Raw genomic sequence first — 17,539 nt, forward strand, 5'->3', positions numbered from 1 at the left:
ATTTGCATAATTGAAAAATACTGTTAACTTTGATTAAAACTAAAATTAATTTACCATGAAAAGAACATCTATTCTTTTGGCTATTGCTATGGCCAACTTTACAATCGCACAATCTTATAGCAACGGAGAGCTATCAACTGGATCAACTGCAAAAAATGGAACAATGGCACCAGCAGGTTATACTTGGTCAGAATTGCAAAATAATACAGGAAACACTACCGAATCTAATACAAGTCTTGGACTAGGAGGTACTTCTTCTTCTTCTACAGCATCTTATTTTTTGGCAGATGATTTTACTATCCCAACAGGTGAGCAATGGGATATCGTTTCCATAGATTTTTTTGCTTATCAAACTGGCTATACAGGTACTACGAGCCCTTTTAACACAGTAAGAGTTAATATTTTTAGCTCGGATCCGTCGGTCTCAGGTGCAACATCTGTTTTTGGAGATGATACAACTAATCGATTTGCCTCCTCGGTAAATGCTTTAATGTACAGAACAAGTAACACAATGGTGCCAAATACTGTTACACCAGGCACTACGCGTGCGATTTGGAAAGTTAAAGCAAATACTCCTGTAAAACTTAATGCTGGAACATATTGGATAAAATATCAACTTCAAAATATTGTAATGGCTAATGCGGGGTTTCTTCCTTCAGTAACGGTTGTCGGATCTAGAGGATTACCGACTTTTAATGCAAAACAAAATGATGCAATTAGTAATACTTGGACTTCAATAATTGATAATGGAAATCCAGCTTCAGCGCCCGATTATCCACTAGATATGCCTTTTGTAATAACATATACTAAAACGACTCTAGGTACCACAGAAGTTTTACAATATGATAATCGTGTTAGGTTGTATCCAAATCCTGCTAAAAATGATTTCAAATTAAGTATTCCTAAAGAAATTTTAAGTAAGAATGTGGAGATTTTTGATGCTAGTGGAAGATTGGTAAAAATATTACCAATTTCAGAAAACTACAATGTCTCTGATTTGAAATCTGGAGTTTATACTATTAAAATTAAAACTGATACAGAATCTAAAGTCTTACGTCTTATTAAAGATTAAACTTATAATTATAAAAAGCAAATCCTCATCAAATTTTGATGGGGATTTTTTTGTGTTAAATAAGTATATTTATTTTATCAAAGTTTTTAAAATGAAGAAGGTTCTGCTTTCAGTTGCTGTCTTATTGTTGTCAAGTCAAATTATAACGCAAAATCAATTTATTCCCAAACCTGAAACCGTCAAAATTAATGAAGGTTTTTACAATTATCCCATGATTTTGGAATTCAAAGTCTTGACTCAAATTCAGAAGCAGATTATCTAAAAAATCAACTAAAAAAAATACTGTAAAAGATTTTAAAATTGGAAAATCTGGAAAAATTAGATTGGCGGTTCTACGAATAAAAGAACCTTCCGATAAAATGGCAGAATCGTACAGTCTTAAAATCGATAAAAACGGAATTTCGATCACGGCTTACACCAATGTTGGAATTTTCCGCGGTGTGCAGACACTTTTACAATTGATCGAAGAGCATCAATCTGATTTTAGAAAATGTTTTAGATGAAGTGATGCCACTATTTCCGTATCGATATATCCATATTGGAGGAGATGAAGCACCTAAAATCCGTTGGAAGCAAAGCGAGTTTTGTCAAAGTTTGATTAAAAAACTAAACTTAAAAGACGAAATTTGCTTGCAAAGCTATTTCATTACAAGAATGGAAAAGTATATCAATTCCAAAGGCAAAAAAATCATCGGTTGGGACGAAATTTTGGAAGGCGGTTTAGCGCCCAACGCAACGGTGATGAGCTGGACCGAAATTCAAGGTGGAATTCATGCTGCAAAAAATGGCCACAAAGCGATTATGACGCCAACTTCTACCAATTATTTCGGTTACTATTAAGGAAGTCCAGATACAGAACCAATCGCGATTGGTGGCGATGTGAGATTGCAAAAAGTTTATAATTATAACCCAATTCCAAGTGAATTGTCGGAGAAGGAAAGTGAACTTATTTGGGGAACACAAGGAAACCTTTGGACAGAATATATTTTGGATTTCAAACATGTTGAAAATATGGTTTTTCCAAGAATGATGGCACTTTCGGTTGCAGCTTTGGAACATATCAAAAATCCGATTTCGTTGGCAAGTGCGGTTATGGAAAAAACGCCACATGTGATGTTAGTTGCCGATGGTGCTTTAGAATTTGCGATTTCGCAAGGGTTTAAAAAGGAAAATCTACTAACGCCAGAATCCGAGAAAGAATGGAAAGAATGGTTAAAAGAAAGTAAGTACAAACCGATTGTCAACATCGAAAATCACGATACAATTGGAATGATTGCTTTGGACGCGAATGGCAATTTGTCGGGTGCGTGTACGACCAGCGGAATGGCTTTCAAAATGCATGGGAGAGTAGGCGATTCGCCGATTGTTGGTGCTGGATTATTTGTCGATAACGAAGTTGGTGCTGCAACGGCAACTGGCCACGGCGAAGAAGTTATAAGAACTGTTGGGACGCACCTCGTTGTGGAATTAATGCGACAAGGCCGCACTCCATAAAAAGCTTGTAAAGAAGCTGTGGAACGTATTGTAAACATCGCAAAACGTCGAGGAAAAAATTTGAAAGATATCCAAGTTGGCTTTGTAGCCTTAAACAAAATAGGTGAGTATGGCGCATATTGTATTCAGGATGGGTTTAGCTTTGCAGTGCATGATCAAAAGGGAAATCGTTTAGAAAAACCAGAATTTAGTTTAAAATAAATTTTAATTCATAAAAAATAAAAAATGCTTTGGAAGTTATTCTGAGGCATTTTTGTGTTTTGTGTGCAAATCTTCGCCATTCGACAAGTCAAAGCAACCATTAGACAATTGGTACCGAAACTTAGCAACAAATCTTCTGACATTTAAACTATAAAAACAAGTATCATGAAAACTCAGATTAAAATTTTTATGTTGTTGCTCGGGATTTTGTCAACCAATTTTGCCAATGCGCAAAAAGTTAGTGTTAAGAAGGTGAAAGACCTCCCGAAAACATCAAATATTAAAGCTAATACTAATCTCTTACCAATGCAGGTTATTGGTTCTTGGGAAATAGCAAGAGTTGATGGTCATATCTATGTAAAACCTGAGAAGAGTAGCATGGAAATCGAGGCGCCGATTAGCTTTTTGATTGGGAAAATATTTAAGTTTCAAAACAATGGAAAAGTAAATGTTATTAATGGTAATTCGGTGATGATTAGTAGTGATTATACAATCGTTGACAACGGTAAAGCTTTTAGTATTCCGAAATACAGTGGCCAATTTTCGATGCCGTTTTCGGTAACAAATTCTGGACAAAATATGACGATGACACAAAGTCCAGAATCTTTCTACGCAATTCTGGCTTCACAAACCAAAATACCTTTAGACAAAGTGAAGAGCATCTATCGAGTGCCTAGTGATATTGTTTTTCATTTAATTAAAAAATAAAATTATTTAAAAATCTTAAAAAACACATATCATGAAAAAATCAAATGTTATCCTAGCATTATTACTTGTCGGAATAAGCCAAACATTTTCTGCACAAGAAAAAAGCGGACCTCGAAAAATAGAGAATGTAAAAAAAATAGAGGTAAAACCAATTATTACAGGACAGGTCATTAAGCTTAGAAAAAAACTAAGTGTCAAATTGGTAAAGGTTTGGTACAAGACCAATTCGTCTTCCAAAGTTAGCCTAAGTATTTACGAAGCCATTGCGGTGATGCGCGGTAATACTTTGTTGTATCCCTTCCACAGTTCTACATGGAGTTATGCGGAGTTTTGTCCGACTTTTAATTTTGGTTATCAACTTGCGCCACAAGCCGCGGAGAAAAATTGTTCAGCCAACAATCTTCCGCCTTTGGAAGTTACGAGTTCTGCAAATATTGCTAATCTTGGGATATCGCTTCCTCTTTTAATAACAGATATTGATGATTATACCAATATCATTTTTGCGACTTCTAGCGCCAAAGTTACAATTGCAGACGGCCGTTCTTTTGTGCTAGATCAGCATCCAGCAGACGATTATCTTGTCAAATCACTTCTCAATAAAGGAAAAGTGACGCATTATCGAAATTTAAGTTTTAACAAAGGCGAAGAAAAAATCATGTTACAATACGAACTAGAATTAAAATAAAAAATGATTACGATACTAAATTTTAAAACAATTACGCTTCTTTTTGCACTTTTTTCATGTTTTGCTTTTGGACAAAAAAAAGAAACTATTCCAAAATGCTTTCAAGAGATTATAGATACAGATCCTACTGCAAACGCTTTGTACAAAGTAGATGTTGAGGGCGAGATGCTTTTTATGCTGGTGCACAAACAAAAATTTGCAACACCAGATCGATCATCTCAAGCTTACAAAGACGTAAACTGCGAAACAAAAGCACACCTTAGCTACGGTTATGCTGGATTAATGAAAGGTTCAAAAAAAGGAATTGTAACCGATACTTTGTGGATTCGAGATTTTAATTTGTTGTCGGATAGAGATTTTTATCAAGTTATTGACGCACCCAAAAAGATTAATCCATTAGGTCTTTCAAAACAAAATATTGTTAAAGTTTCTTCCAAAAATGGATTTCAAAAATATAATAAGAAAGGCGATTTACTTCAAACTTTTAAAATATCAGCTCTTGATAGATACACGGTTAATTTGGATTCAAACACAATTTCAAAACGACAAATTCTAAATGCTCATTTTTTAAAACTAGACAATTCATATTGGTTTTTTATAGATAACAATTTAGGTTATGCGAGACTAATTAAAACGGATAAGAATGCTAAAACTTTATCAAATATCATTTATGATTTACAATTTAAAAACTCTAATTAAAAAAATAATTACCATGAAAACAAAAACACAATTATTCGTCATTATGGCGTCACTTCTAGGAATTGGAAATTTTAAAAGTCAAAAAACTATTTCGAAAGAAATAACAGATAGATATTACGAACTTTTAAAAAAGGGAGCAACAAAAAGACCGCTTCCGTTGCCTAGAGTATACAAGGTTTTGACAAAAGATATCCAAGCAAGCAATTTTAATTACCGAGCATACTATCCAGAATCAACTGTAACAGATGCGCGCAGAGGTATTGTCATTCTTGGTGTTGGCGATGGCGGAAATGTTAATGATGCCTCGTTAAACAATCAATGCGAAGCCATTACTAAAATGGGATTTGTTGCCATTGTAACGACTTATGAGAAAGGAAGCTCTTACGCAGACGGCAATATAAAATTCAAACAAAATATTGAGGAAATTATAAGTAAAGAAGCTCCTGCGTACAACATTTCAAGATCCAATGTTGTTGTAGGAGGCGTTTCTAAAGGTGGTAACCTTAGTCTTGGCATCAGCCTTCCGGGACAGATGGGCAGCGGCGGCCAACCGATTGAGGGCATCAAAGGGCTAATTATTGAGTGTGGCGGCGGCGACCAATGGAAAGGCAGCGCACTAAAGTTGCCCGTGTTGTACATGGCAAATGCGACTGACGGGGCGACAGGCGGTAATGGGACAGATTTTAAAGCTGGGATTGAATCGAATACAAACGCTAATGTTAAAGCTAAAAGTAAATTCTTAATTGCGCCTGGAGAAGGACATTGTACCAATGCCGCTGATTACAAAAACTTTATTACTAGTAATATTAATTCATTTTTCAATTAAAATATTAGATTATGAAAAACAATTATTTAAAACTAATTTTAATCTCGATGTTATGTCTTAGCATTGCTGTTCTAGTGGGTTGCGGTGACAAAACAGATGACGATTTACCACCGACTATAACTCGAGAAAGTCTTCGTGGCAAGTGGATTGTTGACAATGTCGACGGCAAACTTTATATGACTGTTCCAGGTACGCCCGAGGTCGAAGTCCCTCTGAATACTTATTGGAAAGGCAAAACATTTTATTTCACCAAAGATAACCGATTATATTTGTATGATGGTGACATAGAAGTAAACGACATGGGAGAATACAATGTTAACGATAATAAAGTGACGGTAACTTGGTATCCCGGCGTGATGACTGTCGAATTATTTAACGATGGAAAAAATATGAAATTGACCAATCTGAAAAATGACTATTATCAAATGTTGGTTTTTTATACAGGTCAATCTCTTGAAGAAATTAAAAAAATGTATCGCGTCGAGACCGATGTAACTTTTAATCTTCATAAACAATAAACGTTTTTTTATTTTTTAAATTAAATTTGAAGCAATTTTTAAAGACACATACGATGAAATATTTACTTCCTGTTATTTTAATTTTTTGTTTAGCTTGTCAAAATAAAAAAGAGACGATTGCTACTGAACCTATTGTTAAAAAAGATTCTGTAAAAGTTGAAACAATGGATCCGCCTAAAATAAACGAAACTTTAGCAAAAGATTGGCTTAAGAAAACCATCGAAGCATTTTTTAAATCGGATAACGATTATAACAAAGCGATGCAAACGATGACCACTAATGATTATTACGATTACAAAACGGATGCAACCAATGTTGATTTGGATGTCGATGATGCATTAACACAAGCAGAGTTTGATAAAAAATGGAAACCAAAATTTGATACTAAAAAAGCAGGAATTGGCACTGGATTTTTAATTTCTGGTCAAGATTGGCAAGACATCAAAGTAACAAAATCTGATGTAATTAGCCAGAAAAATGATACTCTAATTTTTGATGTTAATATTCGCGATGTCGGTTTTAATGAGAATTATCCGCGCATTATCAAAGTCAAAGCGCAAGATGGCAAGTTTTTAATTGCCGATGTTTTAGAAGATGAATAAACCCATAAAGCTTTCAAATTTTGAGAGCCTTTACTTTTTATATTTGTGAAAAGTCAAATTATGTCAAAAATTGAAATCGCTTGTTTTAACGAAGCTTCCGCACTTTTAGCCATTCAAGAAAATGTCGATAGAATCGAGCTTTGCGAAGATTATTCTTTGGGCGGCATTACGCCAAATATCGAAACTTTGCTTAAATTAAAACAAAAATCAGACGTACCTATTTATGCCATGATTCGTCCTCGTGGTGGCGATTTTCTTTACAATGAAAAAGAATTAGAACATATGAAATCCGACCTTATGATGTTAAAAGAAGTTGGTGCGGATGGTTTCGTATTCGGCATTTTGGATGAAAATAATCGTTTTGATTTTGACAAAAATCTTGAAATGATGAGCCACGCAGCAGGCATTCCGTGTACATTCCATCGCGCTTTTGACCGCATCGAGAATCAAGAAGAAGCTTTGGAAGACATTATCAAATGCGGTTTTAAAACCATCCTGACTTCTGGCGGCACAAGTTCGGCAATGCAAGGTTTGGATAAATTAAAAGAACTTAAAAACTTGGCTGGCGATCGTATAACAATTTTAGTGGGCGGTGGCGTTAGATCGACTAATATAGCAGAGCTAAAGCAAGATTTTGATTATTTGCATTCGGCTTGTATTTCGGCAGATTCAGAAAATATCGATGTTGAAGAATTGAGGAAATTACTACAACAACTTAGATAATTTGCCATGAAGTTTTTTTTCATTCATCATTTTTTTAATAGGATTAAATTTTATGTCGTCTCAAGCCACCAAGTGAAGTCTTTCTTCCTCAAATTGGGAATTCAAAAATGTGAAGGACGAGAAATGGCTGAAAGCCTCAGTTCCTGGGACAGTTCATACCGATTTAATGACGCACAAAATTATTCCAGACCCTTTTTTAGACGAAAATGAGAAAAAAGTGCAATGGATAGAAAATGAAGATTGGGAATATCGAAGTCATTTTACGATAACCAATAAAGAGTGGAGCAATCTTAATAAAGTCTTGATTTTTGAAGGTTTAGATGCGTTTTCAGAAATCCATATCAATGGTCGTCCGCTAACGAAAACCTTGAATATGTTTGCGCCAGAAGTTGTTTATTTGAGCGATTATCTCCGTGAAGGTGAAAATGTTTTGACGATAAGATTTACATCAGGCGTTAAAGAAGGAAAAGAATTAGCAAAGGAAATTCCGTTTCAGTTGCCTGAAAGTCCGAGAAGTTTGGTTAGAAAAGCGCAATATCAGTTCGGTTGGGATTGGGGACCGCGTTGGGTAACCGCTGGAATTTGGAAAGATGTAAAACTCATTACTTGGGATGAAGCCACAATCGAAAATATTCGAGTTGAACAAAAATCAATAACTGATAAAAAATCAGATTTGGTTTTTCATAACGAAATAAATGTAGACCAAGTAGGAGATAATGATTTAGAAAAACTTCAGGTTTCTATTAATGGGAAAATCTATAAAAATTTAAAACTAAAAAGAGAACTTAACAAAGTTTCTTTTCCTTTTGAAATTAAAAAACCAAAATTGTGGTAACCCAATGGTGTAGGGAAGCCTGCGATGTATGATTTTAAAATTTCGGTCATTAATAAAGGCAAAGTCATCGATTCTCAAACCGAAAGAATTGGACTTCGAACGATTGAGTTGGTTCAAGAAAAAGATGAAAAAGGAAAATCTTTTTACTTCAAAGTCAACGGAAAACCTTTGTACATCAAAGGAAGTAACTGGATTCCGGCCGATAGTTTTTTACCGAGAATTACCAAAGAAAAATACCATAAATTAATTGCTGACGCCAAAGAAGCCAACATGAATATGATTCGTGTTTGGGGTGGCGGAATTTACGAAGACGACGAATTTTACAAGGCTTGCGACGAAAATGGAATTCTCGTTTGGCAAGATTTTGCGTTTGCAGGAAGTTTTTATCCAAGCGATGAATCATATCAAGAAAATGTGAAACAAGAAGTTAAAAGTCAAGTAAAACGTTTGCAAAATCATCCGTCGTTGGCGTTGTGGTGTGGAAATAATGAAGCGGACGAAGCGATTGTCAATTGGGGTTATCAAAAACAATTCAACTATTAAAAAGCCGATTCTTTACAAGTTTGGAAGGATTAAAAAACGATTTTTCATGAAGTAATTCCCAAAACTTTATAAAAAATTTCTCCCAATGCGATTTACGGGACGAGCTCGCCATCGATTGGTTGGGGACATAAAGAAAGTCCTACCGAACGCGATTCACATAATTGGGCGTTTGGTGGGGCGAACAACCTTTTGAAATTTACAATGAAAAAGTACCGCATATTCGCTTCGGAATATGGTTTTCAAGGAATGCCAAGCTTGGAAGCTATAAAAGCAATGTTTTCGGGAACGCCAGATTTGAATTTGAAAATTCCAATTATTCAGGCGCATCACAAGCAGCCTCGAGGTTGGGAAATCATTAATAAATATATGGAAAAGGATTATAAAGTCCCGACCGATTTTGTGCAATACAATTACGTTTCGCAGTTGTTGCAAGCTCGCGGAATGCAAATCGCCATCGAAGCGCACCGCCGAAACAAGCCTTACAATATGGGAACTTTAATTTGGCAACTTAACGATTGTTGGCCAGTGGTTTCGTGGTCGGCGATTGACTATTTGGGAAACTGGAAAGCTTTGCATTATCAAACAAAACGAAGTTTTGAGAATATTGCTGTTTTTGGTTTTGAAAAGGATAATCTTCTGAATTTTTATGCTGTAAATGACGGGTTAGGAACTTATAAAGATGTTCGAATAGAAATTAAGGTTCTTGATTTTGATGGTAAATTAATTAATGAAATTTCAAGCGCTCCAAATGGGAAGGTTCTTAAAGATCAATTAAAATTTGATCCAATAGAAGTGGAAAATTTATTTGATGAAACTGAAAGAAAACAAAGTTTGATTGTTGTAAAACTTTTGGATGTAAATGATAAATTGTTAGTTCAAAATAACCTGTTTCTGGAAAAACCAAAAGATTTGGAACTTCCAAAACCCAATATCAAAATCAAGAAAATTTCACCAACCGAAATCGAAGTTTCTACAGATGTTTTAGCAAAAGATATTTATTTGATGGGCGACACACATTTTTCCGATAACTTCTTTGATTTACTTCCTAACGAGAAAAGAACAATTAAACTTTCAAAAGCTTTGGATAAAATTGAAGTGATGAGCTTGTGGGATACGATGCAGTAGTTTTTTAATTGTGAATTATGAATTATGAATTACGAATTATGAATTATGAATTATGAATTATGAATTATGAATTATGAATTATGAATTATGAATTATGAATTATGAATTATGAATGAGATTCTTAAAACCTGATTCGTAATTCTTGGTTCTTGGCTCTTGACTCTTGTATCTCAAACAATGACTTTCGACACATTTTTTCAATTATTAGTTAAGACTTTGTTCTAGTTTTTTCAGGCATTGTAACTTTGCAACATCAAATCTTAAATCTCAGTTCAGAAAATGGTAAATTTTGTTTTGATTGCGGTATGCATTATTGCCGGAATGCTTTTCAAAGCAACAAAATCGATACATCCCGATGCGCACAAAGGCATCAATACTTGGATTTTATATTTAGCGTTACCTGCAGTTTCGTTTAAATATTTACCGAAAGTTCAGTGGTCAACGGAAATGCTTTTTCCAATTTTTTCAACGTTGTTAATTGCAGTAGGAAGTGGTATTTTCATGAAATATTATTGCAAATACAAAGGTTATTCCCGACGTTCGCAGAGCACTTTGGATTTAGCAAGCGGTTACAGTAATACGTCTTTCATCGGTTTTCCATTGATTTCCGCTTTTTATGGAGAAAGTTTGCTGAGTATTGCCATTATTTGCGACCAAACGATGTTTTTGGCATTATCAACTTTAGGAATTATTTCTGCTTTAAAAGGAGGAAGTAAATCTGGAAATATCAGCGCAAAATTTATTCTGAAAAGATTATTTACTTTTCCGCCTTTTCTCGGTTGCATTGGCGCTTTGGTGATTTCTCAATTTGTAGATTTAAGCTTTGCAGAACCGTTTTTCGATAAGTTGGCGGCAACAGTTGGTCCTTTAGCCTTATTTTCCGTTGGACTTCAATTGAAATTTAATGGTTGGAAAAAATTAATGCCTCAGATTTCTACTTCGATGTTGTACAAACTTATTTTAGCTCCAGCGATCGTTTTTGGATTGGCTTTAATTTTCGGAATTAAAGGCGATGTTGCTAAAATCAGTATTTTCGAAGCTGCAATGCCAACTTTAGTAACTTCTAGTATTATCGCAGAACAATTCCGACTCAATACAAAACTCACCAATTTAATTATTGGAATCAGCATTATTATTGGCTTTTTTACCTCGGCGATATGGTATGAGTTGATTGGTTTATTTTTCTAAAACAAAGTCATATTTTTTTTACAACAAAAACTACAAAAGTTTAGTAAAACGCAAAGTAAAACAAAGCAATTTCTAAATTATTTTTTAAATTTTTGTCATGTTATATGCTTAACTTTTATAAAATCTTTTATATTCTTTTGCATTAAGAAAAAATTTTTAACTCTTCTGCTGTGGAAATAAAGTACGATAGCTGTATCTATTAATTAAAAACCTTTACAGCATTACGTTTATAAAATTCTTTTGTTTCTTTTGCGGTAAAAAATCTCTATTTTTACGCTTTAATTCAGATTTTGCATTACGCCCAAGTTATTTTACCGCTCAATCTTGCAGGTTCTTTTACGTATAAAGTGCCCGATGATTTATTGGACGAAATTCAGCTCGGAATGCGGGTTTTGGTGCAGTTTGGTGGTAAGAAAATTTATACAGGAATTGTTTGGGATTTGCATCAAAATGAACCCGAAACTTTTGTCCCGAAAGATATCATTAATATTCTCGACCAAAAGCCGATTCTTCCCATTCAACAAATTGAGTTTTGGAACTGGCTTTCCGATTATTATCTCTGCAATTTGGGCGAAATTTACCGTTTTGCGTTTCCGTCTTCTTTAAAACTGGAGAGCGAAACTTATCTTAAATTAAAACCTAATGCAGTTGTCGATTTTCAGAATTTGGATGTCAACGAAATGTACTTAATTCAAGCTTTGGAAGTTCGACAATTGATCAATTTGACGGACATTGAAGCTTTTATTCCGAAAAAAGACATTATTAAAACCATCAATTCGCTTATCGATTTGCAATATATTGAGATTGATGAGCAAGTTGCGGAAAAATATCGTGCCAAGGAAGTGGCTTATGTGAGGATAAAAGATGAAGTTTTAAAGAATTTTGAACTCACCGAAATCCTTTCACAGCTGAAAAGAGCGCCAAAACAGAAAGATTTGTTTTTGGCGATTTTGGATAAACAAACCGAAAATCCAGATTCTCTGATAAAAAAATCGGAATTGTTTGATGATGGATTTTTTGCCCATTCGCACATCAAATCTTTAATTGATAAAAATTGGGTTGAAGAATATTTCCTTCAGAAAGATAGAATTGATTACTACGACGGCGATACCGAAGATTTAGAAGAGTTGACTTCTGCCCAAAAACAAGCTTTGGTTTTGGTGGATGAAGCCTTTTCTGAAAACAAAAATGTGCTTTTGCATGGCGTAACTTCTTCGGGGAAAACACATATTTATTTAGAGAAAATTGAAGAATGCATCAACGAAGGTAGAAATGTTTTGTTTTTGCTTCCCGAGATTGCTTTAACCAAGCAAATTACGAAGCGTTTAGAGAAAAAATATGGCAGCGCGCTTGGATTTTATCATCAAAAATTGACCGATTTTGAAAGGGTAGAAGTTTGGCGAAAAGTAAAGAACGACGAACTTAAAATCCTTATCGGAACGCGAAATGCTTTGTTTTTGCCTTATCAAAATTTAGGTTTAATTATTGTCGATGAAGAACACGATTCGGCGTATCGTCCGAGAGAAGTTTCGCCGTTTTTTAATGCTAAAGATGCTGCACAGATTTTAGGTCAAAAATATAATGCTAATGTTATTTTGGGTTCTGCTACACCGTCTGTTGAAAGCTATTTTGCAGCTCGGAAAGACAAATTACAATATGTTTTTTTAGGTGAAAGATTCGGAAAAGTAGATTTGCCGAAGTTTGAACTTATTAATTTTAAAGAAGCTCAAGATTCCAAGAATGTTTCGGGAGATTTTTCGTTTCATTTGTTGGAAAATATCAGACAAAATTTAGAACATAAAAATCAAACCATTGTTCTTCACAACCGCCGTGGTTATGCGAATGTTGTGGAATGTGAGTCTTGCGGTTACGTTAATTATTGTTCAAATTGTGATGTCGTGATGACGTATCATAAGTATTCGAACGAGATGAAATGTCATTACTGTGGTCAACGTGCTTCGAAACCGAAAATTTGTCCGAAATGTCATTCCGAAAATTTGAATGAAAGAGGTGTTGGCGTGGAGCAAATTCATGAGGAATTGCAAAAACTTTTCCCAGAAGCTGAGGTCGATAGAATGGATGTAGATTCCATGCGCAAGAAATTTGCCTACGAAAAATTATACGAAAAAATTGAAGACCGAGAAACCGATATTATCGTCGGAACGCAAATGATTTCCAAAGGTTTGGATTTTGACGACATCGAGTTGGTTGCCATTCCGAGAGCGGATTCTTTGATGTATGTTCAAGATTTTAGGGCGGAAGAAAGAGCTTACCAGTTGATGACGCAGGTTTCTGGACGTGCTGGTCGGGTTTCTGGGCAAGGAAAAGTTTTAATTCAAACTTATAATCCACAAAATCGCGTTTTTGAATTGATTCAACGAAATGATATTCAAGGGATTTACGAATATTTTTTGACCGAACGCAAAAAGTTCCATTATCCACCATTTACGAAATTGATAATGATAGAACTAAAACACCGCCGAGAAGACAAAGTGAATCGTGCGTCTCAGTTTTTAGGTTCGATCCTTGGAAAATACTTGCCCGAAGATTGTATTTTGGGTCCAGAACCAGCTTCTATAGCACGTTTGAATAATATGTATCAGTTTCAAATTTTGCTAAAACTTCCGCGCGGCAAAAACTATTTAGTATTTAAAGACTACATCCGCAAGAGCTTTGAAGAATTCGAAGAAATAACGGCTTATAGAAGCATCAGAAAGCATGTTTTTGTCGACTTTTAACTATTTTTAACAAAGTTTAAAAGCTTTTATAACCTGGAAGAGCATTGTCGGAAGCAATAATGTCTAACTTTACTTCGTTTTGAGAAAGGTTGATTTTATTTGATAAATATAGAATTGTCAAATTTTCAACTTTTTTATCTAAATGTTTGAGAATGAATAAATTTAAGAAATACATTAGCGTACTTAGTTTAGGTTTTTCCATTAGCATTTTTGCACAGACATCTGCAGTATCTTCAATTCCTCAATTTTATGAGCAACCAGGTCTTTTGGCGAAAGAAATTTCTCCCGAAAAATCTTTGTTGTCTCCTAAAGAGAATATTGAAGTTAACATCAACAGAATGTTTTCGGATCCTGTTCTAAGAACTGCAAATTGGGGATTTGTTGTTTACGATCCCAAAAGCAACAAGGTTATAACATCTTACAACGAAACAGCACCATTAATTCCTGCTTCGACGACCAAATTGTTAACCACAGAAACGGCTTATTCTTATTTTGGAGGAAACTTCAGATGGAATACGCAGTTGGAGTTTTCAGGAAACATCGATGAAAATGGTGTGTTAGATGGTAACCTTTACATTATTGGAAGTGGTGATCCTTCTTTTGGAGCTTTGCGCGTTGGTTCTACATCGGTTTCAGGTCTGGTTTCGCAATTTATGAATGCTATTCGCGATAAGGGAATAAAAAAAGTAAATGGCGAGATTATCGTAGAAACTGGCGTTTTTAAAGAAAACAAAACGGATTTGCCATCTAATATCGTTTGGTTAGACCACAATAATTATTATTTGCCTGTTGGGACAACAAGAGATATTAATCCAAGAAATGAGAAGTTAATTGTTAAACAAAATAATCCTTTTAACAACGAAAAACGTTACTTCTATATGTCGCCATACAATAATAAAATGGTATATGCCGACAAATTTGAAGGTGGAGGATTAACAACAAAATTAGCTGATCCACCAACGACGCTAGCAAATTCTTTAAGAGCATCGATGTTAAAATCTGGCATTGCAGTTCCTGGAAAAGTAACAGCAAGATTTATCGATCCAACGCCTGAACCAAGAGAAATACTTAGCAATTACAGGTCGCCAATGCTTTCGGAGATAGTACATTATACCAACCAACATAGTGATAATGCCTTGTCGGAAGCTTTATTAAAATGTTTAGGATTTTATGTTTCTGGAGATCAAGTCGCAGAAGCTGGAAAACAAGTCGTCCGTAAGCATCTTGAAGGAAAATCGTTCGATACCAATGGTCTTAACTATGTTGATGGTAGCGGTTATTCTCGCAGCAACCTCGTGACGCCAATTGCTCAGGTTAAATTTTTAACTGGATTGATGAAGGAGCCTTATTATAAAGACTATTTTGAATCTCTGCCTATTGCTGGACAAACTGGGACGCTAAAAAAGATGTTTTTGAATACCTCTAATGGACAAATTTTTGCTAAAACAGGAACTTTAAGTCGTGTTAAAACTCTTGCAGGTTACATAAAAACTAGAAGTGGGAAAACATTGGTTTTCTCACTGTTAATCAATAATTACACGGGGTCTGTTGCCCAAGTCAAAGATAGAATGGAGCAACTTTTGGATCCTACTTTAGATTTGTAACATAATATTTTATAATTTTAATACTCGCAACATTGCGAGTATTTTTTTTATATGAAAACAAAATTTACCATTTTAATTTTATCTATGATTTCGGTTTTGAGTTTAGCTCAAAGCAGAACCGAGCAAGATAATCTGATTGAGAGTGAACGTAAAAAAGCTTCTAAAGCAATGCTTTTTAACGAAAACGAAAATCCAAATACGCTTAATTACGATCTTCGTTACATCCGCATGGAATTGGATCTTGATCCAGCGCAACAATTTGTTAAAGGAAAAGTAACATCACATTTTAAAATGTTAAGCCCGTCATCAACTATTTATTTTGACTTGTCAAATAATCTTAATGTGAGTGAAGTTAAATATCACAATCAGAATTTGACTTACCAGCAATTATCAACCAAGGAATTGAAAATTAATTTTCCTACAAATATTCCTGCTGCGACTTTAGACTCTTTAACGATTTCTTACAGCGGTGTGCCAGATGATTCCGATGATGCTTTTTCATCGCAGATGCAAAATGGAGTCCCAATCTTAGCAACATTATCAGAGCCTTTTGGTGCAAAAGAATGGTGGCCAACTAAGCAAAGTCTTAATGACAAGATTGAAAAAATCGATCTTAAAATTACAACACCGTCTCAATATAATGTCGCGGCAAATGGCGTTTTGCAATCGGAAACTTCTCTCAGTGGAGGAAAAAAATTGACTTATTGGAAAACTAATATCCCAACGCCTGCTTATTTGGTAGCTTTAGGTATTACGAATTATGTCAAACTAAATGATACTTTTGGGACTGGATCGGACGCTTTTCCGTTTGTGAATTACATTTATCCATCTACCAATAACAACCCTTCTGAGATGAGTAATATCCAATGGACTAAAACCTGCATGGCAAAGTTTGAAGAATATTTTGGACCTTATCCTTTCCGAAGCGAAAAATATGGACATATGCAATTCAATGCTGGAGGTGGAATGGAACATACCACGATGAGTAGTATGGGCTCTTTTTCGAAAGGCTTAATTGCACATGAGTTGGCGCATCAATGGTTTGGTGATAAAGTAACTTGTGCCACATGGAATGACATTTGGCTTAACGAAGGTTTTGCAAATTTTGGAGAACATCTTGTCTATGAAAAGTTATTGATGACTTCTAGCAACTTTCAGAATTACCTAAAAAATCAAATTGATTATATATCGATGTATCCTACTGGTAGTGTATATATCCAAGATCCAGAACCAAGTTCGAACAGAATTTTTGATGGAAGATTAACCTACGCAAAAGGAGGTTTTGTCTTAAGAATGTTAAAATGGAAACTTGGAGAGCAAAAGTTTTATAATCTCTTGAAAGCTTATACAACGGCACCGCAATTTGCAAATACTTATGCAAAAACTGCGGACTTCGTTACTTTTGCAAATACTTTTACTGGAGAAAATCTAACAGAATTTTTTAATGATTGGGTATATGGCGAAGGCTATCCAACTTATACAGTGCGTTGGAAGCCTGGTACAACTAATGTAACATTTAAGATTTCCCAAACGCAAAGTCATAACTCTGTTAATTATTATGAGATGCCTTTGCCAGTTAAAGTTGTTGGTGCCAATGGACAATCTATGGATTTGGTGCTTAATAATACATCAAATAATCAGTATTTTACAAATGAAGTTGGATTTCCTGTGACGGCGGTTTATTTTAATCAAGATTTACATATTTTAACTAAGAATTCAACGGTTGTTAAGGACAATTCTTTGGCGGTAGATGATCTTAAAAGCTTAAAAGTTATGGTCTATCCAAATCCTGCAACAACCGAGATTATTATTTCAAATCTTAAAAAAGATACAGCTTATCAAATCTTTAGTATTGATGGGCGTCTTATTAAATCAGGAAATTTAGACTCAAATAAAACGATTAATATTTTAAACCTCGAAAAAGGTGAATACATTCTAAAAACCAACGATGATCAAATCAAATTCTTAAAACATTAAT

16 protein-coding genes and 3 pseudogenes are annotated in these 17,539 nt (G+C 34.7%); all 19 read left to right on the forward strand.

Features of this window, described 5'->3' with window-relative positions; translation table 11 throughout:
* Positions 1–55: 55 nt before the first annotated feature.
* Complete coding sequence (locus AC23MB_RS05470) at positions 56–1,072, forward strand: T9SS type A sorting domain-containing protein (RefSeq protein WP_487786716.1); 1,017 nt, start codon at positions 56–58, stop codon at positions 1,070–1,072.
* A 91-nt stretch (positions 1,073–1,163) separates the two neighbouring features.
* Complete coding sequence (locus tag AC23MB_RS05475; RefSeq protein WP_487786717.1) at positions 1,164–1,334, forward strand: hypothetical protein; 171 nt, start codon at positions 1,164–1,166, stop codon at positions 1,332–1,334.
* 37 nt (positions 1,335–1,371) lie between these two features.
* The gene (locus AC23MB_RS05480) at positions 1,372–1,575 is read left to right on the forward strand and encodes a glycoside hydrolase family 20 zincin-like fold domain-containing protein (protein WP_487786833.1); all 204 of its coding nucleotides are present in this window, start codon (positions 1,372–1,374) and stop codon (positions 1,573–1,575) included.
* Between the two features lie 4 nt (positions 1,576–1,579).
* Positions 1,580–2,053: pseudogene (locus AC23MB_RS05485) on the forward strand (family 20 glycosylhydrolase); the annotation flags it as partial.
* A gap of 57 nt (positions 2,054–2,110) precedes the next feature.
* Positions 2,111–2,767 (forward strand): annotated as a pseudogene (locus AC23MB_RS05490) (isoaspartyl peptidase/L-asparaginase family protein); the annotation flags it as partial.
* A gap of 165 nt (positions 2,768–2,932) precedes the next feature.
* Positions 2,933–3,475 carry a hypothetical protein gene (locus tag AC23MB_RS05495; protein WP_312324568.1) on the forward strand — a complete coding sequence of 181 codons (543 nt, stop codon included), beginning with the start codon at positions 2,933–2,935 and terminating at the stop codon, positions 3,473–3,475.
* A gap of 31 nt (positions 3,476–3,506) precedes the next feature.
* The gene (locus AC23MB_RS05500) at positions 3,507–4,160 is read left to right on the forward strand and encodes a hypothetical protein (protein WP_487786718.1); all 654 of its coding nucleotides are present in this window, start codon (positions 3,507–3,509) and stop codon (positions 4,158–4,160) included.
* A 3-nt stretch (positions 4,161–4,163) separates the two neighbouring features.
* The gene (locus tag AC23MB_RS05505) at positions 4,164–4,859 is read left to right on the forward strand and encodes a hypothetical protein (RefSeq protein ID WP_313030512.1); all 696 of its coding nucleotides are present in this window, start codon (positions 4,164–4,166) and stop codon (positions 4,857–4,859) included.
* Between the two features lie 13 nt (positions 4,860–4,872).
* On the forward strand, positions 4,873–5,685 hold the full coding sequence (locus tag AC23MB_RS05510; RefSeq protein ID WP_313030509.1) for a hypothetical protein: 813 nt from the start codon (positions 4,873–4,875) through the stop codon (positions 5,683–5,685).
* A gap of 11 nt (positions 5,686–5,696) precedes the next feature.
* Positions 5,697–6,203, forward strand: coding sequence for a hypothetical protein (locus AC23MB_RS05515; RefSeq protein ID WP_312323765.1), 507 nt, complete (start codon positions 5,697–5,699; stop codon positions 6,201–6,203).
* A gap of 53 nt (positions 6,204–6,256) precedes the next feature.
* The gene (locus AC23MB_RS05520; protein ID WP_312323767.1) at positions 6,257–6,805 is read left to right on the forward strand and encodes a hypothetical protein; all 549 of its coding nucleotides are present in this window, start codon (positions 6,257–6,259) and stop codon (positions 6,803–6,805) included.
* Positions 6,806–6,865: 60 nt separating this feature from the next.
* Positions 6,866–7,528: a copper homeostasis protein CutC gene (locus tag AC23MB_RS05525; protein ID WP_487786719.1), complete on the forward strand. Its 663-nt coding sequence runs from the start codon at positions 6,866–6,868 to the stop codon at positions 7,526–7,528.
* A 106-nt stretch (positions 7,529–7,634) separates the two neighbouring features.
* A pseudogene (locus AC23MB_RS05530) lies at positions 7,635–8,363 on the forward strand (glycosyl hydrolase 2 galactose-binding domain-containing protein); the annotation flags it as partial.
* Positions 8,364–8,387: 24 nt separating this feature from the next.
* Positions 8,388–8,906 carry a glycoside hydrolase family 2 TIM barrel-domain containing protein gene (locus AC23MB_RS05535; RefSeq protein WP_312323770.1) on the forward strand — a complete coding sequence of 173 codons (519 nt, stop codon included), beginning with the start codon at positions 8,388–8,390 and terminating at the stop codon, positions 8,904–8,906.
* A gap of 201 nt (positions 8,907–9,107) precedes the next feature.
* Entirely contained in the window at positions 9,108–10,031 is a 924-nt protein-coding gene (locus tag AC23MB_RS05540) for a glycoside hydrolase family 2 protein (protein ID WP_313030494.1), read from the forward strand.
* Between the two features lie 279 nt (positions 10,032–10,310).
* The gene (locus AC23MB_RS05545) at positions 10,311–11,219 is read left to right on the forward strand and encodes an AEC family transporter (RefSeq protein ID WP_312324231.1); all 909 of its coding nucleotides are present in this window, start codon (positions 10,311–10,313) and stop codon (positions 11,217–11,219) included.
* Positions 11,220–11,509: 290 nt separating this feature from the next.
* Positions 11,510–13,957 (forward strand): replication restart helicase PriA, encoded by a 2,448-nt coding sequence (gene priA, locus AC23MB_RS05550; protein WP_487786720.1) that lies wholly within the window; start codon positions 11,510–11,512, stop codon positions 13,955–13,957.
* Between the two features lie 152 nt (positions 13,958–14,109).
* The gene (dacB, locus tag AC23MB_RS05555) at positions 14,110–15,561 is read left to right on the forward strand and encodes a D-alanyl-D-alanine carboxypeptidase/D-alanyl-D-alanine endopeptidase (RefSeq protein WP_487786721.1); all 1,452 of its coding nucleotides are present in this window, start codon (positions 14,110–14,112) and stop codon (positions 15,559–15,561) included.
* A gap of 51 nt (positions 15,562–15,612) precedes the next feature.
* Positions 15,613–17,538 (forward strand): M1 family metallopeptidase, encoded by a 1,926-nt coding sequence (locus AC23MB_RS05560; protein WP_374329225.1) that lies wholly within the window; start codon positions 15,613–15,615, stop codon positions 17,536–17,538.
* Position 17,539 lies beyond the last annotated feature (1 nt).

The sequence above is a fragment of the Soonwooa sp. T0.1_25 genome, assembly GCF_057652215.1.